Raw genomic sequence first — 23,601 nt, forward strand, 5'->3', positions numbered from 1 at the left:
GGTTTTCCAGGTCGATGCATGACGCAAGACCCCGCGGTCAGCTCCCTCTCCTGGGGGAGAGGGCTGGGGTGAGGGGAACAGGCAACACCGCAAAACAACCGGCATAAAACAATAAAAGTGAGTGGTGAACATGGACGTACGCATCAAGCCGATTTCGGTCGGCACCCTGCTGCTTTTGATTTCTGCAACCCAGGCTCAGGCGCAATACCTCGAAAGCGGCCAACCCGGCGATCCCGCCAGTTGGCGCAGCGCTGAATTCCTCCGCGACTGGGGCCTGAGCCGCATGCAGGCCGAGCAAGCCTACGCCGCCGGCATCACCGGCCAAGGCGTGAAAATCGGCGCGCTCGACTCCGGTTTCGATGCCGCCCACCCGGAATTCGCCACCAACCGTTATCACCCGGTACTGGCCAGCGGCAGCTACATCGACGGCTCACCGTTCAACGTCGATGGCACCATCAATCCCAACAACGACTCGCACGGCACTCACGTCGTCGGCACCATGGGCGCCTCGCGCGACGGTACCGGCATGCACGGCGTGGCGTACAACGCGCAGATCTACGTCGGCAACACCAACAAAAACGACAGCTTCCTCTTCGGCCCCAACCCCGATCCGCGCTATTTCAAAGCGGTATACGACGCCCTCGCCGATGCCGGCGTGCGCGCGATCAACAACAGTTGGGGCAGCCAGCCACCGGACGTCAGCTATCGCACTCTGGCGGATCTGCACGCCGCTTATGCGCAGCACTGGAACAAAGGCACCTGGCTCGATGCCGCCGCCGATGTGTCCCGACGCGGCGTGATCAACGTGTTCAGCGCCGGTAACAGCGGCTATCCAAACGCCAGCGTGCGTTCCGCGCTGCCGTACTTTCAGCCGGATCTGGAAGGTCACTGGCTGGCCGTGTCGGGCCTCGATCAGAGCAATCAGCAAAAGTACAACCAGTGTGGCCTCGCCAAATACTGGTGCATCACCACGCCAGGGGCGAAGATCGACAGCACCATTCCCGGTGGCGGTTACGCGATCAAGTCCGGCACCTCGATGTCGGCGCCGCATGCGACCGGCGCGCTGGCGCTGGTGATGGAACGCTACCCGTACATGAACAATCAGCAGGCCCTCGAAGTGTTGCTGACCACCGCCACGCAACTGGATGGTTCGGTCACCGATGCGCCGACCGAGCGGGTCGGTTGGGGCGTGGCCAATCTGAACCGGGCGATGCGCGGGCCGGGGCAGTTGCTCGGTGCGTTTGATGCCAACCTGGGGGCAGAGCAGCGCGATGTCTGGAGCAATGACATCTCCGACAAGGCGCTGATTCAGCGTCAGACCGAAGATCTCGCCGAGCACAGCGCCTGGCAGCAAACACTGCAGGACAAGGGTTGGCAGAACGGCGTTGCTGCGGGCGCCAGCCAACAGGATCAGACCGATTACGCGGTCGGCACTGCCCGTGATGCAGCGGCGGCGAGTCGGGTGTATCAGGGCAGTCTGATCAAGTCCGGCGGCGGGCAGTTGATCCTCACCGGCGACAACACGTATCGCGGTGCGACCACGATCAATGGCGGTTTGCTCACGGTTAACGGCTCGCTGACGTCTGCGGTGACGGTGAATGACAGCGGCACCCTCGGCGGTACCGGGCGAATCGCCGCGCTGCTCGCCAACAGCGGCGGACGCGTGGCGCCGGGCAACTCCATCGGTACCTTGAATGTGGCCGGTGACGTGACCTTCGCACCGGGTTCGACCTACGCCGTTGAACTGTCGCCGACCAGCAGCGATCGCATCGTTGCCGGCGGCACGGCCAGCGTCAGCGGCGCCACTGTCAGCCTGTCGCTGGAAAACAGCCCGACGCTGCTCAGCACCACCGAAGCGCAAAGCCTGCTCGGTCGCCAGTACGACATCCTGCAAGCGGCCGGCGGCATTCAGGGTCAGTTTGGCGCGGTATTGCCGAACTACCTGTTTATCGGCGGCAGCCTCGACTACGCCGCCAACGCTATTCAACTGAACGTCGAACGTAACGCCACAACCTTCGCCAGCATCGGGCAAACACCGAATCAACGCTCGGTGGCGGCTGCCATCGAAGGCCTGGGCGCCGGCAACTCGGTGTACGAAAGCCTGTTGCGCTCACCCGATGCGAGTTCCGCGCAACAAGCCTTCCAGCAACTGAGTGGCGAAATCTACCCGGCATTGAGTTCGATGCTGATCAACGACAGCCGCCAATTGCGCGATGCGGTGGGCGAGCGTCTGCACGACACAACTGCTGCGCAAAGCAACGGCTGGATCAAAGCCCTCGGCGCTTGGGGCTCGACCGATTCAAGCCACGATACGGCAGGCTACAACACTTCGATCGGCGGTCTGCTGGCCGGTGTCGACGGCGCGCTGGACGAGCAGACCCGCATCGGTCTGGTCACCGGTTACAGCGATAGCTCATTGAGCATGGGCTCGGGCACGCATTCCTCGGCCAAGGTCGACAGCTATCACCTGGGCGCATACGCCGGTCGTGAAATCGGCGCCTGGCGCTTGAGCACCGGCGCGGCCTACAGCTGGCATCGCGCCGATGTGAAGCGCGACCTGCAATACGGCGACGTCAGTGGCAAACAGAAGGCCAAGGTCGATGCGGCAACCACGCAAGTGTTCGGCGAGGCGGCTTATCGCTTGCACCTGCAACCATTGGCGCTGGAGCCGTTCGCCAACCTGGCCTACGTGCATCTGGACACCGAAGGATTGACCGAGAAGGGCGACGCGGCCGCGCTGAAAAGCTCGGGCGATCAACGTGACGCGGTGCTGAGCACCCTCGGCGTGCGGGCGATCAAGACCTTCAATCTTTCGCCTGCGCAATCACTCGACGTCAGCGGCCACCTCGGCTGGCAGCACAGCCTGAGCGACATCGACTCTGAACAACATCTGCGTTTTGCCAGCGGTGGCACGCCGTATTCGGTGGAGAGCTCGGCGCTGGTGCGCGATGCCGCGCTGGTTGGCGTGCAGGCCAGCCTCGCGTTGAGCAAGGACGTACGGGTCAACCTTGATTACAACGGACAACTGGCCAGTCGCGAAAAGCTTCATGGCGTTGGCTTGAGCCTGAACTGGCAGTTCTAACCCCACGCGGAGCGTGGGAACGATCAGGATTTTTCGCAACATCACTAAGGAAGGTCGCTGGATGAATAACAACAATACCCCCGCGCAAACGGGAGGCCGCTTTGCCCTGAAAACCCTCACGCTCGCCGTGCTCTGTGCCATCGGCACAGCCCATGCCGCGCCCTTCGTGGAGAGCGGTCGCACGGGCGATCCGTCGAGTTGGCGCAGCAGCGAATTCAAGGCTGATTGGGGCCTGGGTGCCATCGGCGCGGATTACGCTTACGCCGCCGGCTATTCCGGCAAAGGCGTCAAACTCGGCATCTTCGACCAACCGGTCTATGCCGCGCACCCGGAGTTTTCCGGCAGCAACAAGGTGGTCACCCTGGTCACCAGCGGGATCCGCGAATACACCGACCCGTACATCCCGGTCAAAGCCGGTGATGCGTTCCGCTATGACGGTTCGCCCTCGGTCGGTTCCGACGGCAAACTCGGCGCCCACGGCACCCACGTTGGCGGCATCGCCGCCGGCAGTCGCGACGGCGGGCCGATGCACGGCGTGGCATTCGGGGCGCAGATCATCAGCGCCGACAACGGCGACCCGGGCCCGGAAGACGGCATCGTTCGCGGTAACGATGGCGCGGTGTACAAGGCCGGTTGGGACGCACTGATCGCCAGCGGCGCGCGGATCATCAACAACAGCTGGGGCATCGGCATCACTGACCGTTTCGACCTCGGTGGGCGCGATCCGGCGTACCCGCACTTCACCGTCAATGACGCGCAAGTGCAGTTCAACGAGATCCGCACACTGCTCGGCACCAAACCGGGCGGCGCCTATGACGGCGCAATTGCCGCCGCGCGCAGCGGCATCGTCACGATTTTCGCCGCCGGCAACGACTACAACCTCAACAACCCGGACGCCATCGCCGGCCTCGGCTATTTCGTGCCGGAAATCGCGCCGAACTGGATCACCGTCGCCGCGTTGCAGCAGAACCCGGACCAGGCCAGCGCCAACCCGTACATCATCAGTACGTTCTCTTCGCGCTGCGGCTACACCGCGAGTTTTTGCGTCTCGGCACCGGGTACGAAAATCTTCAGTTCGATCATCGAAGGCACCAACGCCGACAACCTCACCACCGGCTACAAAAACTACAACGGCACCTCGATGGCCGCGCCGCACGTGGCCGGTTCCATGGCGGTGCTGATGGAACGCTTCCCGTACATGACCGGCGATCAAGTCGCCACGGTCTTGCGCACCACCGCCACCGACCTCGGCGCGCCGGGCATCGACGCCTTGTACGGCTGGGGCATGATCAACCTGCGCAAAGGCATCGACGGACCGTCGATGTTCGTCACCGAGCAGGACATTCCGGCGGAATTCCGCATCGACGGCGCTTACGGCTCCGGCCAGTTTGTCGCGGATCTGCCGGGCATCGGCGCGATCATCGATCAGGGCAAGCCGACCGAACGCGTGTGCACCGATATCACCTGCGGCCTCGACACCTGGCGCAACGATATTTCCGGTCACGGCGGTTTGACCAAGCAAGGTCTCGGCACGCTGGTGCTGACCGGTAACAACACTTACAGCGGCCCGACCCTGGTCAATCAGGGCCGCCTGGCCATCAACGGCTCGCTGCAATCGGCGGTGACGGTGAATGACGGCGGTATCCTCGGCGGCAATGGCCATATCGGCGCGCTGTCGGTGAACAGCGGCGGTACGGTGGCGCCGGGTAACTCCATCGGCACCCTGAACGTGGCCGGTGACGTGACGTTTGCACCGGGTTCGACCTACGCCGTAGAGCTGTCGCCGACCAGCAGCGATCAGATTGTCGCGACTGGCAAAGCGGTCATTGAAGGCGCCACGGTGAGCATGTCACTGGAAAACAGCCCGACACTGCTGACCACCAACGAGGTGCAAAGCCTGCTCGGCACGCGCTACAACATCCTGCAAGCGGCGGGTGGCATTGAAGGGCGCTTCGGTCAGGTGTTACCGGATTACGCCTTCCTCGGCGGCACGCTGGCGTACTCGGCGGATGGCATCCAGTTGGCGGTCGGGCGTAACGATGCCTCGTTCGCCAGCGTCGGTCTGACGCCAAACCAACGCGCTGTCGGTGCGGCGGCTGAACGGCTGGGCGCTGGCAATGCGCTGTTCGAAACCCTGTTGCTGTCGCCGAATGCGGCGTCGGCGCAGCAAGCCTTCCAGCAACTGTCCGGCGAAATTCATCCGGCCATTGGCACGATGCTGATCAACGACAGCCGTTACCTGCGTGAAGCGGTGGGCGAGCGTCTGCGCGAACGTGATCTGTTCAATGCCGGCGCACCGACGGATGACCGCAGCAACGCCTGGGTCAAGGTCTTGGGTTCGTGGGGCAAGAGCGATGGCGGGCATGACAATGCCGATTCCAACAGTTCTATCGGTGGCCTGCTGGCCGGTGTCGATGGTTTGATCGCTGAAGATACCCGTCTGGGTTTCGTTACCGGTTACAGCGACAGCTCGTTGAGCATGGGCAGCGGCACGCATTCGTCGGCGTCGGTCGACAGCTACCACTTGGGTGCGTACTTGGGGCATCAGATCGATGCGCTGCGTCTGACCGTCGGCGGCGCCTACAGCTGGCACCGTGTCGACGTCAAACGTGACCTGCAGTTTGGGGACGTGAGCGGTAAACAAAAGACCAAGCACGATGCCGCAACCACTCAAGTATTCACCGAGGCCGCTTATGATCTGGGCCTGCAACCGATGAATCTGGAGCCGTTCGCCAATCTGTCCTATGTGCACCTGAACACCGAAAGCTTCACCGAAAAAGGTGACGCCGCCGCGCTGAAGGGCGGCGAGGATAACCGTGATGTGGTGCTGTCGACCCTCGGTGTGCGCGCCAAGCGCAGCTTCGCCTTGTCGGATCAGCATCAGTTGGAACTGGGCGCGAGCCTCGGCTGGCAGCACAACCTGAGCAGTGTCGACGCCGACAGCCATCTGGCCTTTGCCAACGGCAACAGCGCGTTCACCGTGCAGGGCGTGTCGATGGATCGCGACGCGGCAGTGGTCGGCGTGCGTGCGGGTCTGGCGCTCAACCGCGATGTGCGGGTGAACCTGGATTACAACGGACTGATCGGCTCGAACGAGAAGGACCACGGCGTGGGTCTGACCCTCGACTGGCAGTTCTGAGGCGTGCTGGCAGCTCTGCAAAGAGCTGCCAGCCATTTGAAGGAAGAGAGAGAACAACATGGGACTGTTCGATTATAAAAATGCCGATGGCAAAGCGTTGTACAGCGACGCCATCGCACTGACGCTGTATGCCTACACGCCGACCGGCAAACCGATGCCGGCAACCGCTTGGGCACCGGTCACGGCGACGGCACTGGGTTATCAGGGCAAGGTCGGGCCGCAGGGCACGTTCTTCGGCGAGAAAGACGGCTTTACCAGCGCCGAAGCCGAAGTGCTCGGCAAATACGATGCCGCCGGCAAACTGATCGGCATCGGCGTGGCTTTTCGTGGCACCGGTGGGCTGGGTTACAGCGACACCTTCGGCGACCTGAAAAACAATCTGCTGGCCGCCATCGGGCCGTCGGATTACGCGAGCAATTACGCGAAAAACGCCTTCGACAATCTGCTCAAGGCAGTCGCCGCATTCGCGATTGCCAACGGCATCGCCGCCAAGGACGTGTTGCTTAGCGGCCATAGCCTCGGCGGGCTCGGCGTCAACAGCGTGGCCGAGTTGAGCGCGAGCAACTGGGGCGGTTTCTTCAAGGACGCCAACTACATTACCTTCGCCTCGCCAACCCAAAGCAGCACCGGCAACAACGTGCTCAATATCGGTTACGAAAACGACCCGGTGTTCCGCGTGCTCGACGGCACCACCTTCAGCACTGCTTCGATGGGCAAACACGACAAGCCGCACGATTCGACGACCGACAACATCGTCAATTTCAACGACAACTACGCGTCCACCGCGCAGAACCTGGTGCCGTTCAGCATCATCAATCCGCTGAACTGGTCGGCCCACAGCTCGCTGGGCTATGCCGATGGCTTGAATCGGGTCATCGATTCGAAGTTCTACAACCTGACGCATAAAGACTCGACGATCATCGTCTCCAATCTGGAAGAAGCATCCCGGGGCAAGACCTGGGTTGAAGATCTCGGTCGCAGCGGCGAGCCGCACACCGGCAGCACCTTCATCATCGGCACGCAAAGCAACGACTGGCTCAAGGGCGGCGCGGGCAACGACTTCCTTGAAGGCCTGGGCGGCGATGACCGTTTCCGTGATGACGGCGGCTACAACATCCTGCTCGGTGGCCAGGGCCACAACACCTTCGAACTGCAAAAGCCGCTGCAGAACTTCAGCTTCGCCAACGACGGTGACGGCACGCTGTACGTGCGCGACGCCTACGGCGGCATCAGCATGACCCGCGACATCGGCGCGCTGGTGAGCAAGGAGTCGGGTTCGTGGTGGGGCAGCAAGGAAATCACCTGGGGCGTCACGGCCAAGGGTTTGACCAACGGCAACGAGCTGACCCAGTACAACCATTCACTCAGCGGCGATGGCTACGGCAATGCGCTGCATGCCTCGGCTGACGGTGACTGGCTGTTCGGCCTCGGTGGCGACGACAAACTGATCAGCGACAAGGGCCATGTGACCTTCGTCGGTGGCGCCGGTAACGACGTGATGACGGCGGTGGGTGGCAACAACACCTTCCTGTTCAGCGGCGCGTTCGGTTTCGATGCCATCAACGGTTATCAGGGCAGCGACAAACTGGTGTTCATGGGCGTTGAAGGCGCGGGGCAGGGCTACGACTACAAGCAACACGCGGCGCAGACCGGCAGCGATACCGTGCTGAAGATTGGCGACTATGCCGTGACCCTGATCGGGGTTGGAGTAGCTAACCTGTCGGACTCGGCGTTCGTGTTCGCCTAGTAACCCCTGTAGGAGTGAGCCTGCTCGCGATAGCGGTGTGTCAGACGAAGAAATGCAAACTGACACACCGCTATCGCGAGCAGGCTCACTCCTACATTAAAAGCTATTCGTAGTTTCTGAAATGCTCCGGGGCGTCCCCGTGGGGCGCCCTGGCTGTGAGCTATCTCTAACAATTCCAACAAGAGAGAGGCAATAGCAATGGGTGTGTATGACTACAAGAACTTCGGCACAGCCGATTCCAAGGCGTTGTTCAGCGATGCCATGGCGATCACGCTGTATTCCTATCACAACCTCGATAACGGCTTTGCCGCCGGTTATCAGCACAACGGTTTCGGCCTCGGGCTGCCTGCGACATTGGTCACGGCGCTGCTCGGCGGCACCGATTCGCAAGGTGTCATCCCCGGCATTCCGTGGAATCCCGACTCGGAAAAACTCGCCCTCGACGCCGTGAAACAGGCCGGTTGGACGCCGATCACCGCCTCGCAACTGGGCTATGACGGCAAGACCGACGCGCGGGGAACCTTCTTCGGCGAGAAGGCCGGTTACACCACCGCGCAAGTGGAAATCCTCGGCAAGTACGACGCCCAGGGCCATCTCACCGAACTCGGCATTGCCTTTCGCGGCACTAGCGGCCCGCGGGAAAACCTGATCCTCGACTCCATCGGCGACGTGATCAACGACCTGCTCGCCGCGTTCGGTCCCAAGGATTACGCGAAGAATTACGTCGGTGAAGCCTTCGGCAATCTGCTCAATGACGTGGTGGCATTTGCCAAGGCCAACGGCCTTAGCGGCAAGGACGTTCTCGTCAGTGGTCACAGCCTCGGTGGTCTGGCGGTCAACAGCATGGCGGATCTGAGTGGCGGCAAGTGGGGCGGTTTCTTTGCCGATTCCAACTACATCGCCTACGCCTCGCCAACCCAAAGCAGCACCGACAAAGTGCTCAACGTCGGCTACGAAAACGACCCGGTGTTCCGCGCCCTCGACGGCTCGACTTTTACCGGTGCCTCGATCGGCGTGCACGATGCACCGAAAGAGTCGGCCACCGACAACATCGTCAGCTTCAACGATCACTACGCCTCGACCGCGTGGAATCTGCTGCCGTACTCGATCCTCAACATTCCCACCTGGATCTCGCACTTGCCGACCGCGTATGGCGACGGCATGAACCGGGTGATCGACTCAAAATTCTACGACCTGACCAGCCGCGACTCGACGATCATCGTCGCCAACCTCTCGGACCCGGCGCGGGGCAACACCTGGGTACAAGACCTCAACCGCAACGCCGAAACCCACAAAGACAGCACGTTCATTATCGGCAGCGACGCCAATGACCTTATTCAGGGCGGCAACGGCAACGATTATCTGGAAGGTCGCGCTGGCAACGACACCTTCCGCGACGGCGGCGGCTACAACGTCATCCTTGGCGGGCAGGGCAGCAATACCCTCGATCTGCAAAGCGCGGTGAAGAACTTCGACTTTGCCAATGACGGCGCCGGCAATCTCTACATCCGCGATGCCAATGGCGGGATCAGCATCACCCGCGATATCGGCAGCATTGTCACCAAGGAACCGGGCTTTCTCTGGGGGCTGTTCAAGGACGACGTGACCCACAGCGTTACGGCCAGCGGCTTGAAAGTCGGCAACAACGTCACTGCGTACGAATCCAGCGTTAAAGGCGCGAGTGGCGCCGATACGCTCAAGGCACATGCCGGTGGTGACTGGTTGTTCGGGCTGGACGGTAACGATCACCTGATTGGCGGCGCGGGCAATGACGTGTTTGTCGGCGGTGCCGGTAATGACCTGATGGAATCGGGGGGCGGGGCGGATACGTTTCTGTTCAACGGTGCGTTCGGGCAGGACCGGGTGGTCGGCTTCACGTCCAATGACAAACTGGTGTTTCTTGGTGTGCAGGGGGTGTTGCCGGCGGAGGATTTCCGGGCTCATGCTGCGACTGTCGGGCAGGATACGGTGCTGACGTTTGGCAACGACTCGGTGACGTTGGTCGGGGTGTCGCTGAATAGCCTGAGTGCTGACGGTGTTGTGATTGCCTGATGTTGATGGGGCGCCGGTAAGGGCCCTTTCGCGAGCCTGCTCGCTCCCACACTGGATCTGTGTCGTTTACAAAACCCCTGTGGGAGCGAGCCTGCTCGCGAAGAACGATAAAGCGGTTTCAAAAGTGACTCGATGGCCACGACCTGACTCAAACCCCTGCAAAACAGGAAATGCGGCCTAAAGCCAGCACGTGCACACACGTTCTATAGCTAGCCGCCATTGAGTACAGGAGATTCAAACGTGAAAGGTTTCAAGGGGTATGTCGGGTTTGTTGCATTGGCGCTGTGTTCGGCCAATGTCTGCGCCGATCTGCCTCAAAGTTCGATTCTGAGCCGTTACGGCATCACCACCGACCAATTGCCGAGCCCGCCGGAAACCGAGGCAGTCGAACCGGTCGAAGAGAAGAGCCGCTTTCAGATTCAGCCCGAACAACCGTTCGTGACCCTGCGTCTGGGTGACGGCAAACAGCCGCAGACCACCGGCAATCTGAGCATCGATCGCATGGCGCAACAGGATCTGGAACGCTGCCGGCGCTTGCAGGGTGAAGTGGTCAAGCGCGGTGGCACGTACATGCCGTGCGACGGTAGCCTGCCGGGTATGCCGACCTTCGAATAACACGCAATTCCTGTGTAGGAGCTGCCGAAGGCTGCGATCTTTTGAGGTTGATTTTCAAGATCCGGATCAAAAGATCGCAGCCTTCGGTAGCTCCTACAGAGTTCGCGGGGTGTCAATCTTCCTCGCGAACCGTGGCCACTTCATCGGCACGGACCTTGACCTTGGACCCGGAAATATCCTCGAACTCATAGAAGCCGTCCTTGGTTTTGGTCTTCGGCATGTCCTTGGTCAGATACTGGGTGCCGTTCTGCAGGGTGACCACCGTCGGCGTCGAGCAACCGGCCAGTGCCAGTGCGGCGGCGATGGCGAAAGGGATGCCCAGTGACTTGATTTTCATACCCACCTCTAAATCCTCATTCGATGTGATGCCGAGCATTGTCGGCCTTCTAACGCGGTTGGTGCCATCCCCGGGGGAAAAGTTCGATAGCCCGATGAAAAAATGCCATTGATCATTTTCCGTTTGCACCGGGCGGCTCACAGCTGTTATCTGTACGCATAACCAGTACTCGTTCGCCATGGCCCAGAATTCCCGTGACTGCCAATCCCCTCGACGACCCGTTCTATTATCTTAACAACTTCCGGCAAGTGCTTGATTGGCTTGAATTTCGCTATGCCGATGTGATGAGCGAGACGGAACACGCATTCATTCGCGACTTCAACGCCTTGCCCCGCCCGAGTCAGGGGCTGCTGGTGCGGATGGTGATGCGCAAGGGCGTGCACTTTCGTGCCGGCAAACTCAATTACGTTGAGATCGGTGACATCGTCGAGGCCGCGCAACCCTTGCTGGAACAAGGCTGGATCGACGAGCACGCGCCGCTGGCCCTCGCCGAGTTGTTCGACGTGTTGCTCAAGGCCGAGATCCTGCAAGCGTTTGCAGCCTTTATCGAGCAGCCCAAGGGCCGCAAGGACGATTGGCTGCCAGTACTGGCCGAGCAGTTTGCAGACACCCGCAGCCTGCGCGACTGGGCGCCGCTGCTCGATGACCGCTTGTTCAGCCTGACCATCATGGACCTGTGCGACCGCTTGCGTCTGATGTTCTTCGGCAACCTGTATCAGGACTGGTCGGAATTCGTCCTCGCCGATCTGGGCATTTTCACCTATGAAAAAGTCGAGTTCTGCGCCGACTCGCGAGGCCTGCGCAGCCGTGAAGACGTCGACGCCTGCGTGTTCCTGCACAATTGCCAATTGCGCTTCGAGGCCGGCGAGCCGCTGCAAACCATCGCCGAGCAAGTCAATGCCTTGCACTTCGACAACCCGTGGCTGCAACGCCGGCGTGGCAAGGTGCTGTTCCAGATCGGCCAGTATTGCGAGCGCATCACCGAGTTCGCCCTGGCCCTGAGCATTTACCGCGACTGCGCCTATCCCGGCGCCCGTTTGCGCATGATTCGCGTGCTGGAACGCAGTGGCGAATACCCGTTGGCGCTGGAGCTCGCGACGCTGGCGGAACAAGCGCCGGAAAGCGCCGCCGAGCAGCAAGGCCTGCAACGGATATTGCCAAGGGTGCGGCGCAAACTCGGCGGCCCGCCGCTCAAGCGTGCCGCCGCCAGACCGGTCGAGCGTCTGGACCTGCAATTGCCGCGTACCGATCCCGCGTTGTCCGTGGAGTTTTACGTGCAGGCGCATCTGCACGATGACGAGGGACCGGTGCATTACGTGGAAAACAGCCTGATCAACTCGCTGTTCGGCCTGTTGTGCTGGCCGGCGATTTTCGCGCCGTTGCCCGGGGCGTTCTTTCACCCGTTCCAGCGTGGCCCGGTGGACCTGCTCAACGAAGACTTCCAGCAACGCCGCGCCGAGCTGTTTGAGGCGTGTCTGAGTGAACTCGACGACGGCCGCTATGCCGCGACCATTCGCCAGCGCTTTGTCGAAAAATGGGGCATCCAGTCGCCATTCGTGTTCTGGGGTGCCATGAATGAACAACTGCTGGAGCAAGCGCTGGCCTGTCTGCCGGCCGAACACCTCAAGCACTGGTTCAACCGTTTATTGCTCGATATCAAGGCCAACCGTGCCGGCATGCCTGACCTGATCCAGTTCTGGCCGCAGCACAAAACTTACCGAATGATTGAAGTGAAAGGCCCCGGCGATCGCTTGCAGGACAATCAACTGCGCTGGCTGGAGTTCTGCCATCAACACCAGATGCCAGTGGCGGTGTGTTACGTGCAATGGGCGGAGCAGAGCGCTTGAGCTTCAGCATTGCCGTGCGCGCACTGTGCGAGTTCACCGCCAAGACCGGCGACCTCGACCTGCGCTTCACCCCATCACCCACGGCGCTGGAAGGCATCTCCGGCCACCGCACCGTGGCCTCACGGCGCAGCGAAAAGTATCAAAGCGAAGTGGCGCTGGAAGGCGAGTTCCGGCAATTGAAGGTGAAGGGCAGGGCGGACGGCTACGACCCGGCGCAAACCTGCCTGGAAGAAGTCAAAACCTACCGTGGCGACCTGAGCAAACAACCGGCCAATCACCGCCAGTTGCACTGGGCGCAGGCGAAGATCTACGGCTGGTTGATGTGCTGCAAACTCAAGCTGGAACAGATCAATCTGGCGTTGGTGTACTTCGATATCGTCAGCGAGAAAGAGACCTGTCTGGTCGAAGCGTTCAACGCAGATGCGTTGAAAGGGTTTTTCGAGCAGCAATGCACGCTGTTCCTGCAATGGGCGGAACAGGAAATGGCCCATCGCGAGGCGCGCAATCTGGCTGCGCAACAACTGGCGTTTCCCCATGCCGATTTTCGTCCCGGTCAGCGGCATCTGGCCGAGTCGGTGTTCAAGGCCGTCAGCACCGGCCGCTGCCTGATGGCCCAGGCACCGACCGGCATCGGCAAAACCCTTGGCACGCTGTTCCCGATGCTCAAGGCTCTGGCACCGCAGCAGTTGGACAAGGTGTACTTCCTTACCGCCAAGACACCGGGGCGAAAACTGGCATTGGATGCCAGTCAGGTGTTGTTCGATCAGTCGCCAGCCTTGCCTTTGCGGGTACTGGAAATGGTCGCCCGCGACAAGGCCTGCGAACACCCGGACAAAGCCTGCCACGGCGAATCCTGTCCGTTGGCCCAAGGCTTTTACGATCGCCTGCCGGCCGCGCGGGAAGCGGCCAGTCGAATCCGCTTGCTCGATCAAACGGCCATGCGCGAGGTCGCCGCGCAACATGCGGTGTGCCCGTATTATCTGAGTCAGGAGATGGCCCGTTGGGTGGACGTGGTCATCGCTGACTACAACTATTACTTCGACTTCAGCGCCATGCTCTTCGGTCTCGCCCAGCTCAACCAATGGAAAGTCGCGGTAGTGGCGGACGAGGCGCACAACCTCGTCGAGCGGGGCCGGCAGATGTACAGCGCCAGTCTCGATCAGTTCACCTTGGGCAGCGTGCGCAAAACCGCGCCGGCGGCGCTGAAAAACTCCCTGCAACGGATCAACCGTGAATGGAACGCCCTGCATGCGCCGCAACTGGCGGCCTATCAGGCTTACGACAAGGCTCCGGAAAAACTCCTGCAAGCGATTTCGCTGTGTTGCGCCGCGATTGGCGATTACCTCAATGACCATCCGCAGGGTCTCGACAGTGCCTTGCAGAATTTCTACTTCGACCTGCTGCAGTTCGCCCGGGTGGCGGAGCTGTATGACGAGCATTACCTGTTCGACATCAGCAAGCGTGACCTCGAGCGTAAAAAGCCGCTGTCGCAGTTGTGCCTGCGCAACGTGGTGCCGGCCGCGTTCATCGGCCCACGCCTGAAAGCGGCGCGCAGCAGCGTGCTGTTCTCCGCCACCCTCAGCCCGCGCCACTATTACGCGGACTTGCTCGGTACGCCCGCCGATACCGTGTGGATCGATGTCGAATCGCCGTTTTGCGCCGAACAATTGCAGGTGCAGATCGTCAGCCGCATCTCGACGCGCTTCAACCATCGTCAGGCGTCGCTGGAGCCGATCGTCGAATTGATCGCGCGGCAGTTCAGCGAGCGCCCGGGCAACTATCTGGCGTTTTTCAGCAGCTTCGATTATCTGCAACAAGTGGCGTCGTTACTCGCCGAGCGCTATCCGCACATCACCCTCTGGCAGCAATCGCGGGGAATGCTCGAAGGCGCACGGCAGGCTTTTCTCGAACAGTTCACCGCCCACAGCCAAGGCGTCGGCTTCGCCGTGTTGGGCGGCGCGTTCGGTGAGGGCATCGATTTGCCCGGCGCGCGACTGATCGGTGCGTTCATTGCCACACTGGGGCTGGCGCAGTTCAATCCTGTCAACGAACAACTCAAATACCGCATGGCGGCGATCTTCGGCGCCGGTTACGACTACACCTACCTGTACCCCGGCGTGCAGAAAGTGGTGCAGGCCGCCGGGCGGGTCATCCGTACCCGCGAGGATCGCGGCGTGGTGATGCTGATTGACGATCGCTTTGCCGAGAGCCGGATCAAACAACTGCTGCCGCGTTGGTGGGCAATCAATCATGAGTCGGCTGCTTCCCAATTCGCCGGATTGACGCATACTTCCGATCATGACAATGGCTGGTGAGTGTGATGAGCGAGAAAAACAAGACCGCGGCGATCGAAGAGATGCGTTTTCGTCTGCTGATCGATGCTGTGGTCGACTATGCGATCTACATGATCGATCCCGACGGCATTATCACCAGTTGGAACTCCGGCGCCAAACGCTTCAAGGGCTACGAAGAAGCGGAAATCCTCGGCGAACATTTCTCCCGCTTTTATACCGCTGACGACCGCGCCGCCGGTCTGCCGCAACGGGCGCTTGATACGGCGATCCGTGAAGGGCGTTTCGAAGGCGAGGGCTGGCGGGTGCGCAAGGACGGCACCAACTTCTGGTCGCACGTGGTGATCGATCCGATCATTGATCCCAGCGGCAAGTTGCTCGGTTTCGCCAAGATCACCCGCGACCTGACCGACCGCAAAATGGCCGAGGAAACCCTCAAGCAAAGCGAACAGCAATTCCGCTTGCTGGTGCAGGGCGTCACCGATTACGCGATCTACATGCTCAGCCCCGAAGGTCGGGTCAGCAACTGGAACCAGGGCGCCCAGCGGATCAAGGGCTATCTGCCGGCAGAAATCATCGGCCAGCACTTTTCGATCTTTTACACCCCCGAAGACCGCGAACTCGGCGAGCCGCAACGGGCGCTGGAAATCGCCACCCGCGAGGGCCGCTTCGAGAACAAGAGCTGGCGCATGCGCAAGGACGGCACGCGGTTTCTCGCCCATGTAGTGGTCGATGCGATTCGTGGCGATACCGGCACTTTGCTCGGTTTCGCCAAGATCACCCGCGACATCACCGAAGCCCACCAGGCGCAGCAAGCGCTGGAGAAAACCCGGGAAGCGTTGTTCCAGGCGCAGAAGATGCAGGCGATCGGTCAGCTTAGCGGTGGCATCGCCCATGACTTCAATAATCTGCTGACGGTGATTCTCGGTAATCTGGAAATCGTGCAAAAGCGCATGGGCGACGATGCGAAAATCAGCCGCCTGCTGGAAAACGCCACTCAGGGCGCACTGCGCGGTGTGTCACTGACCCAGCGCATGCTGGCCTTCGCCCGCCGTCAGGAACTGAAAACCGAGTCGGTCGATATTGCGCAACTGGTCCAGGGCATTACTGGGTTGTTGCGCAGCTCCCTCGGTCCGGGTATCCGCATCGACACACGGTTTCCCGAAGATCTGGAGCCGGTGCTGGCGGACACCAATCAGCTGGAACTGGCCTTGCTCAACCTGGCAACCAACGCCCGCGACGCCATGCCCGACGGTGGCGCGGTGAGCATCACTGCTGAACCGCAAGTGGTGCTCGAACTGGGGCATTCGGATCTGCCGGCGGGGCGTTATGTTTGTCTCAGTGTGGTCGATACCGGCGAGGGCATGGACGAGCACACCCTGGCCTCGGCCAGAGATCCGTTTTTCACCACCAAAGGCCTGGGCAAGGGCACCGGGCTGGGCTTGTCGATGGTCCACGGTTTTATGGAGCAACTCGGGGGGCGCTTCATTCTCAAGAGTGAAAAGGCCCAGGGCACCACGGCCGAACTGTGGATCCCGGTGGCCGTCGAGGGCATGATCAGCAAGCCGCTGCTTCCGCCCGCCGAACCGGTGACGGTGCCACGACTCAGCGTGTTGGTGGTGGATGACGATTCGCTGGTGTTGACCAGTACCAGCCTGCTGCTTGAAGACCTCGGCCATCGGGTGGTCAGTGCGACGTCCGGGGCACGGGCGCTGGCATTGTTCGATCAGGGTGAAGTCATCGACCTGATGATCACCGACATGGCCATGCCGCAGATGAGTGGCGCGCAACTGGCCCATGCGGTGCGTCTGCTCAAACCGGATCTGCCGATTATCCTGGCCACCGGCTATGCCGAACGTCTGGAAGGTTTTGCTGCACAACTGCCACGCCTGCCCAAGCCGTTCACGCAAATGAATCTGGTGGCGATCATTGCTCAATCGATGAAGTGAGGCGCCGGTCAATCCGGCTGAACTTGCGCGCCAACGGGGGCTTCTAAACATTTTCCCCACCCCGGAGCCTGCGTCTTTTGTCTCGCATACTGACTGAGCCAACCGCTGAAGAAACCCTGACCGAACATGACGCCAAGATGTTCGGCTCGCCCAAGGAACGGCTGGATTTCTATCGGCGGGAGATCCAGTACGAAACCAGCATCCTCGCCAACCGCACCGATGCCTATCTGGCGGCGCAGTCGTTTCTGGTGATTGCCTTTGCGTCCTGCATGGCCAATCTCAACCCGGAGTGGGGCAAGTTATTTACGTTGGTGGTGCCGCCGTTTCTCGCCTTGCTCGGACTGCTCAGCTCGCTGAACGCCTGGCCGGGGATTCGCGCGGCGTACGACATCATCGATCACTGGCATTTCAAACAGAGCCACTTGCTGCACAGCGAGCCGCTGATGGGCCTGGCGTATGACGAATCGCCGCTGTTCAGCGAAATGGAGTCGAGCCACAAGGGTTATCGCAAGTCGCTGCTGTTTTCGGTGCGTACGCCTTGGATCTTTGCGACGTTTTGGGTGTTGTTGGGGAGTTATGCGGTGTTTATTCAGGTGACCAATCCTGGAGGGTGATGGGCAGGTATAGAAAAGCCCGGCTTGTGTGGCCGGGCTTTTTCATTCGCCTGGATTTTGTGTTGCCATTCAGATCGATCCCCCTCACCCCAGCCCTCTCCCCCAAAGGGGGCGAGGGGGAAGGGAGCAGATCTTCGGCGCGGTCAAAATCTGCGCTCAACTCGGTATCTCAAGTCGGTGTACCTCAACCAATTCACCGCGGTCAGTTCCCTCTCCCTCCGGGAGAGGGCTAGGGTGAGGGGCTGTCTGGCTCACTCCACCGTCTCAAGCTCTCGACGCAACGCCACCGAGTTCTGCGACGACATCGGGATCGGCGGAAAATCCTCGTTCAACACGCACAAATGATCGATGGCATCTTCAAACATCGAATCGGCTTTCTTGCGCAGCGCGCGATAGCGCTCAAACTGTTCGATGTCCAGATCCTTGACGTCAAGCAGCGCATTGGCCGCGCGGTTGAGGGTGTGGGCGTTATCGAACAATTGACGATTGCGTTCCAGAGCCAGTGCTCTGCAAGCCTTGATTTGTGCCGGAGTCGAGCATTCTTTCATGACCGTAACCTTATTCTTCAAGGATTCCTTCAACAGGCTTAAACGCCGCAGTGGAACCGAACCTGCCGGGCCCCGCCGGATGCATCTGGCGAGGGGTTATGCTTGTGACTGCCAGCGATTACCCCGCGATCCATTTTTTTACAGAAAGAAGTTCGATCAATTTCCTGATGAAAACTGTAATCAATAATCAGGTTTTTTGTTTTTTACGCTGTTCGTAGCGGGCGAGGATCGGTTGCGTGCTGATGCCGTGGACCAAGATGCTTAATGCCACCACCGACAGGGTCAGGTCGGTACACACGCTGGCCACCGTGTCGGTCAGCCCATGATTCAAGGCATAAAACAGATAGAACAGGCTGCCGATCCCGCGAATGCCAAACCAGCCGATCAATAGCCGTTGCCGTCCTTCCATCAGTGCGCCCCAAGGCATCAGCGTGACGCAGGCCGGGCGGATCAGGCAGAACAGCACGCCGCCGACCAGCAACGCCCGCCAATCCCAGTGCGCCACCAGCACCACGCCGAGCAGGGTCACCAGAAACACTTCCATGGCGCGTTCGACCAGACTGCCGAACGACAACATATCGCCCATCATGATCCCGGCGGCGACCTGGCTGCTTTCCAGGCGTTCGGTGTCACCGTGCACCGCGTGTTGCGGTTCGACGTTCTGATGGCCGACTACCGGTTGCACCAGATGCTCGGCGGGCGGTTGGCTGGCGCCGGTAGATTTGACTTCAACCTGACGCAAGCCCAAACCGGCGGCGAACACCGAGAGAAAGCCATAGCCGCCAATCGCCTCGGCGATGACGTAGGCCAGGGCAATCAGCGACAACGCCAGATAATCATTGGGGCTGAGCGTGCTGTCGTCATTGTGGATACGCAGCGATAAAGTCACGCGGCCAATACCGCGCCCCATCCAGTATCCAGTGAGCAATCCGGCGGGCACCGCCCACAATAAACTGCGCAAGACCCAGCCCTGCCAGTCGGCTGCAGAACCGTCCCCGTGGATCAGCAACAAGCCGAGAATCACAAAAGGAAAGGCCACCCCGTCATTGAGCCCGGCCTCACCGGACAGGCCGAAACGCACACTGTCGACATCTCGGGCATCGTTGACCTGCACCAGCGCCGCCAGCACCGGGTCGGTCGGCGCCAGAATCGCGCCAATCAACAGTGACGGCCCCCACGGCAAGCTCAAGCCAAAGTGCAGCAGCAGACAAACGCCGGCGATGGTCAGCACCATCACCGGCCCGGCCAGACCAAAGGCGATCCGCCAACGCTTGTCGCGCAGGGGTAAACGCAATTTCAAACCGCAGACGAACAGGGAAAACAGCACCGCGACTTCCGTTAGATGCTCCATCCACAGGGAGGCATTTTCCAGGGACAGTTTCAGCAAGTCGAGGCCGCTGGGGCCGATGCCGATCCCCAGCAACAGACAAACGGCCGAGGTGGTGACCGGCATCCAGCGCAGGTACGACGAGGTCAGTGCCAGGGTCAGCAGCACGGCGCCGAGCACCGCTACCCACACGATAAAACTCATGATGTGCCGCCCTCAGTGATTAATGACGGCCGCCTGCAGAGACCCTTTCGCTTCTGACGCCGCCACTGTAGATACTCTGTTCACGGTCAAGCTTTTGCGAGATCTTTTGCGCAAAAAAGCTTGGCCGTATTGAAATCTTCGCCGGCTCGCATGCAGGCCCACAAGCCGGTCAGGTATTTGCGCATGACGGCGACGATAGCCTGCATCTTTCTCTTCCCTCGCCCGATCAACGCTTCGTAAAAGGCTTTCACGTTGCTGTCGCAACGTATGGCAGTCAGCGCTGGCATGTACATCGCTGAACGTAGGTAGGTGTTTCCGCCCTTACTTATCCGCCCAGGTTTATCGATGCTGGTACCTGATTGCGTAAGCCGCACATCGAGTCCTGCATGTCGGCTGACCTGCGCGGACTTAAGTGTCACTGGCAAGGTCGTCAATTCAGCCAGTGCCGCAAATACTGAAATTTCGCCCATGCCCGGCGCTGCGATCATGTGCCCAAACTGGGCGCTTAGCGTCGGGCAGTTGTCGATCAGCGCCCGACCTGCGAGCCTGAAACGCTCGATTCGCTTGTCAAAAGCTTCAATGGCTTCTTCTTCGTCTTCAATCAGCATTTTCACGGTTGTTTGAGTAGCTTTCAGCGCATGCAGCTCGTTCTTGGCTCGGGTGCGATGACACGTCAAACGATTGATATGCCTTCCGATAGCCCGCAGTTCCAACTGTATGGTCGTGGGCGGCGTCCACAATTTTGGGCTCATGCGTTCGCCGTATTCGGCTAGCAACTGGGCATCGATCGCATCGGTTTTGCTGTTTTTCAGCATCAGCTTGGCAAAGTTATGAAAGCTCTTCGGGTTGATAACCGAAACGGGCAAACCCGCCGCGGTGAGCTCCATGGCCAAATCCAGGTAATAGATGCCGGTGGCCTCCATCACTACGGATAAAGGCTTGAGCTCGAGCAACCTGTTGACCGCTGCTTTGCGCCCGGCGGGTGTTTGGTCGATGTTGCAGGCCCCTGCAAAACGGCCGTCGTTGCGCCAGCCCATGGCGGTCGTGCGAGACCCCACATCCAAACCGACATGCATGCTCATGCTTTCAACTCCGAGTGAACTGGGTTAGAAATGCATCCTGGTTCCCCTGACCTCGAACTTCATGCCACTGCAACCTTGTAATGCGAAGTCCGACTTGTCGGCTTCTCGATACTCTTCGTGGTGGGCAATGAGGCGGGGGGACCTCTCTACAGACAAGGTCAGGAGCAAGTCCTGCCTTTAGGAGCGATCGGTCTCCCCCAGAAACACATCTTCGTATGTCCGCACCAGCGAGCTTAGATCTCAATTGACTGGTGTGAGGGCAACATACAAGGAGCTGCCGCAGACTGCGATCCTTTGACCTTGTTTTTAACATCGAAATCAAAAGATCGCAGCCTGCGGCAGCTCCTACAGTGCGTTTACTCAAAGCATCGGTTTGCCACCGGTGACGCCATAGCGCTGGCCGGTGATGTAACTGGCTTCGTCCGAGGCCAGCAGCACGTAGATCGGCGCGACTTCCACTGGTTGGCCGGGGCGGCCGAGCGGGGTGTTGCCGCCGAAGTTCTGCACTTCTTCATCGGGCATGGTCGAGACGATCAGCGGCGTCCAGATCGGCCCCGGTGCCACGCAGTTCACGCGGATTTCCTTGGGCCCGAGCATCTGCGCCAGGCCGCCGGTGAAATTGGCGATCGCGCCTTTGGTGGTGGCGTAGGCGAGCAGGGTGGGCTTGGGCATGTCCGAGTTGACCGAACTGGTATTGATAATCGACGAGCCGGCGCGCATGTGTTTGATCGCCGCCTGACACAGGCGGAAGATCGCGGTGATGTTGACGTCGAAGGTCATCACCCACTCCTCGTCGGGGATTTCCTCGAAGTTTTCGTGAGTCATCTGGAATGCGGCGTTGTTGACCAGCACGTCGATGCGGCCAAAGCGTTCGACGGTCTTGTCGACCAAGGCCTGGCACTGGGCCTTTTGTGCGATATCGCCCGGTAGCAGCAAGCACTGACGCCCGGCCTGTTCAACCCAGCGCGCGGTTTCCTTGGCGTCTTCGTGTTCATTCAGATAGGCGACCGCAACGTCGGCGCCTTCCCGGGCGAATGCGATGGCCACGGCGCGGCCGATACCGCTGTCGGCGCCGGTGATCAGGGCGATCTTGCCGGCCAGTCGCCCGGAACCGACATAGCTTTGCTCACCGCAATCGGGATAGGGCTCCATTTTGCGCTGCGAACCGGGAACGGCTTGGGCTTGTGCGGGGAAGGGTGGTTTTGGATAGTCGGTCATCGCGGGTCTCCGAGGTCTCAGGGCTGGTATGGGTGGTTGACCCGGGGTGTTTGCCGTGAGTTCGATCGGATTTCCAACGAAGATTTTGCGTGAACATACATTCCCTGTAGGAGTGAGCCTGCTCGCGATAGCGGTATTTCAGTCAACAATGATGTTGAATGTCAGGACGCTATCGCGAGCAGGCTCACTCCTACACGGGGGATGTGGTGCTCTTAAATGTTGCGCTGAGTCAGGGCGCGCTCCATCCGGGCGATGCCTTCTTCCAGTAACGAGCGCGGGCAGCCGAAGTTCAGGCGCACGAACTGCTTATGTTGATCGCCGAAGTCCAGACCGGCGCTGAGGCCCACCTTGCCCTGCTCAAGGAAGAACTGCTGCGGGTTGTCCAGATCCAGCGCCGAGCAATCCAGCCAGGCCAGATACGTGCCCTGCGGTACGTTGATGCTCACGCCCGGCAGGCGGCTGCGCACCGCTTCCACCAACCAGTCACGGTTGGCCTGCAGATAGGTTTTCAACTCGGCCAGCCATGGCGCACCTTCGCTGTAAGCGACGCGGGTGGCTTCCATGCCCAGCGGGTTGACGCTGTCGACCATGCCGCAGCGGGAATGATTGACGCGTTCGCGCAGCGCGGCGTTCTGGATGATCATGAACGAAGTCTTCAAGCCGGCGATGTTGTAGGCCTTGCTCGCCGACATCAGGGTGATGGTGCGCTCGGCGATCTCCGTGCTCAGCGACGCCGTCGGAATATGCACGCGACCGTCGAAGCACAGCTCGGCGTGGATTTCGTCGGAGATGATCCAGGCGTCCTGCGCCGCGCAGATATCGGCCACGGCTTGCAGCTCTTCACGGCCGAAGACCTTGCCGATCGGGTTGTGCGGGTTGCTCAGCAACAGCGCGCCGCCACCGTTCAGCGACTCACGCAGCACGTCGAGCGGCGTCAGGTAAGTACCGTCAGCCTGTGCGACGAACTCCAGCTCGACCTTGTTCAACCCCCAGTGCCCCGGCGCATGGCGCAGCGGCGGATAGTTCGGCACTTGCACCACGACGTTCTGTTGTGGCTGCACCAGCGCTTTCAAAGCCATGTTGAAACCGGACTCGACGCCCGGCAGGAAGATCAGCTCTTGCGGTTTGACCTTCCAGGAAAACTTGTTCCAGAGGTCGGCGACGATGGCTTCACGCAGGTTCTCCTGCGCCACGCTGTAGCCCACCAACGGGTGCAGCAAGCGTTGCTGCAGCGCCTCGATCACCACCGGCGGCGCGGCGAAATCCATATCAGCGACCCACATCGGCAACACGTCGGCCGAATAGCGGCTCCACTTGGTGCTGCCGGTGTTGTGGCGGTCGAATACCTGATCAAAATCGAAAGTCATGCGCGGTCTCGTGAAGGCGGGATTGGTCCTGCGGGCATGATAAACCTACAACCCGTGTAGGAGCTGCCGAAGGCTGCGATCTTTTGATTTTGTTTTTAAAGAGCAACATCAAAAGATCGCAGCCTTCGGCAGCTCCTACACAGATTCGTGTATTGCCCGACAAACGGCCGACGGTCGGTTTT

General features: G+C 60.4%; 15 protein-coding genes. 9 read left to right on the top strand and 6 right to left on the bottom strand.

Annotated features, from left to right (window positions below):
• Positions 1 to 130 precede the first annotated feature (130 nt).
• The 5 genes from ACI514_RS10015 to ACI514_RS10035 all read left to right on the top strand — a co-directional run bounded on the left by ACI514_RS10015 (position 131) and on the right by ACI514_RS10035 (position 10,635).
• Complete coding sequence (locus ACI514_RS10015; RefSeq protein ID WP_405123694.1) at positions 131 to 3,082, top strand: autotransporter domain-containing protein; 2,952 nt, start codon at positions 131 to 133, stop codon at positions 3,080 to 3,082.
• Between the two features lie 61 nt (positions 3,083 to 3,143).
• Positions 3,144 to 6,221, top strand: coding sequence for an autotransporter domain-containing protein (locus ACI514_RS10020; RefSeq protein WP_405123695.1), 3,078 nt, complete (start codon positions 3,144 to 3,146; stop codon positions 6,219 to 6,221).
• A 58-nt stretch (positions 6,222 to 6,279) separates the two neighbouring features.
• Positions 6,280 to 7,968 (top strand): polyurethanase, encoded by a 1,689-nt coding sequence (locus tag ACI514_RS10025; protein ID WP_405123696.1) that lies wholly within the window; start codon positions 6,280 to 6,282, stop codon positions 7,966 to 7,968.
• 198 nt (positions 7,969 to 8,166) lie between these two features.
• Complete coding sequence (locus tag ACI514_RS10030; RefSeq protein WP_405123697.1) at positions 8,167 to 10,020, top strand: polyurethanase; 1,854 nt, start codon at positions 8,167 to 8,169, stop codon at positions 10,018 to 10,020.
• Between the two features lie 240 nt (positions 10,021 to 10,260).
• Entirely contained in the window at positions 10,261 to 10,635 is a 375-nt protein-coding gene (locus tag ACI514_RS10035; protein ID WP_405123698.1) for a hypothetical protein, read from the top strand.
• A gap of 112 nt (positions 10,636 to 10,747) precedes the next feature.
• On the opposite strand, the gene ACI514_RS10040 is transcribed toward ACI514_RS10035, so the two are convergent.
• Positions 10,748 to 10,972, bottom strand: a complete 225-nt coding sequence (locus ACI514_RS10040) for a YgdI/YgdR family lipoprotein (protein WP_150706623.1) — start codon at positions 10,970 to 10,972, stop codon at positions 10,748 to 10,750.
• A 194-nt stretch (positions 10,973 to 11,166) separates the two neighbouring features.
• Here ACI514_RS10040 and ACI514_RS10045 point away from each other — a divergent pair, with 194 nt between their 5' ends.
• The 4 genes from ACI514_RS10045 to ACI514_RS10060 all read left to right on the top strand — a co-directional run bounded on the left by ACI514_RS10045 (position 11,167) and on the right by ACI514_RS10060 (position 17,673).
• A complete protein-coding gene (locus ACI514_RS10045; RefSeq protein WP_405123699.1) occupies positions 11,167 to 12,819 on the top strand; it encodes a VRR-NUC domain-containing protein in 1,653 nt (550 codons plus the stop codon).
• Positions 12,816 to 15,134 (top strand): helicase C-terminal domain-containing protein, encoded by a 2,319-nt coding sequence (locus ACI514_RS10050; protein WP_405123700.1) that lies wholly within the window; start codon positions 12,816 to 12,818, stop codon positions 15,132 to 15,134. Before ACI514_RS10045 ends, ACI514_RS10050 begins: the two co-directional genes overlap by 4 nt.
• A gap of 5 nt (positions 15,135 to 15,139) precedes the next feature.
• Positions 15,140 to 17,059, top strand: a complete 1,920-nt coding sequence (locus tag ACI514_RS10055; RefSeq protein ID WP_405123701.1) for a PAS domain S-box protein — start codon at positions 15,140 to 15,142, stop codon at positions 17,057 to 17,059.
• A gap of 77 nt (positions 17,060 to 17,136) precedes the next feature.
• Complete coding sequence (locus ACI514_RS10060) at positions 17,137 to 17,673, top strand: hypothetical protein (protein ID WP_016983364.1); 537 nt, start codon at positions 17,137 to 17,139, stop codon at positions 17,671 to 17,673.
• A gap of 251 nt (positions 17,674 to 17,924) precedes the next feature.
• Here the strand turns inward: ACI514_RS10060 and ACI514_RS10065 are convergent, their stop codons facing one another.
• The 5 genes from ACI514_RS10065 to ACI514_RS10085 form a co-directional block, all read right to left on the bottom strand.
• A complete protein-coding gene (locus ACI514_RS10065; protein ID WP_064389907.1) occupies positions 17,925 to 18,221 on the bottom strand; it encodes a hypothetical protein in 297 nt (98 codons plus the stop codon).
• Between the two features lie 187 nt (positions 18,222 to 18,408).
• Positions 18,409 to 19,752, bottom strand: a complete 1,344-nt coding sequence (locus tag ACI514_RS10070; RefSeq protein ID WP_160057995.1) for a sodium:proton antiporter — start codon at positions 19,750 to 19,752, stop codon at positions 18,409 to 18,411.
• 86 nt (positions 19,753 to 19,838) lie between these two features.
• Positions 19,839 to 20,834: an IS110 family transposase gene (locus ACI514_RS10075; protein ID WP_160057007.1), complete on the bottom strand. Its 996-nt coding sequence runs from the start codon at positions 20,832 to 20,834 to the stop codon at positions 19,839 to 19,841.
• A 360-nt stretch (positions 20,835 to 21,194) separates the two neighbouring features.
• Positions 21,195 to 22,052, bottom strand: a complete 858-nt coding sequence (locus ACI514_RS10080) for a glucose 1-dehydrogenase (protein ID WP_110719269.1) — start codon at positions 22,050 to 22,052, stop codon at positions 21,195 to 21,197.
• 212 nt (positions 22,053 to 22,264) lie between these two features.
• Complete coding sequence (locus ACI514_RS10085) at positions 22,265 to 23,419, bottom strand: MalY/PatB family protein (protein WP_405123702.1); 1,155 nt, start codon at positions 23,417 to 23,419, stop codon at positions 22,265 to 22,267.
• Positions 23,420 to 23,601: the final 182 nt, after the last annotated feature.

Origin of the sequence: Pseudomonas sp. M20, assembly GCF_045037865.1 — a bacterium.
Lineage (GTDB): Bacteria > Pseudomonadota > Gammaproteobacteria > Pseudomonadales > Pseudomonadaceae > Aquipseudomonas.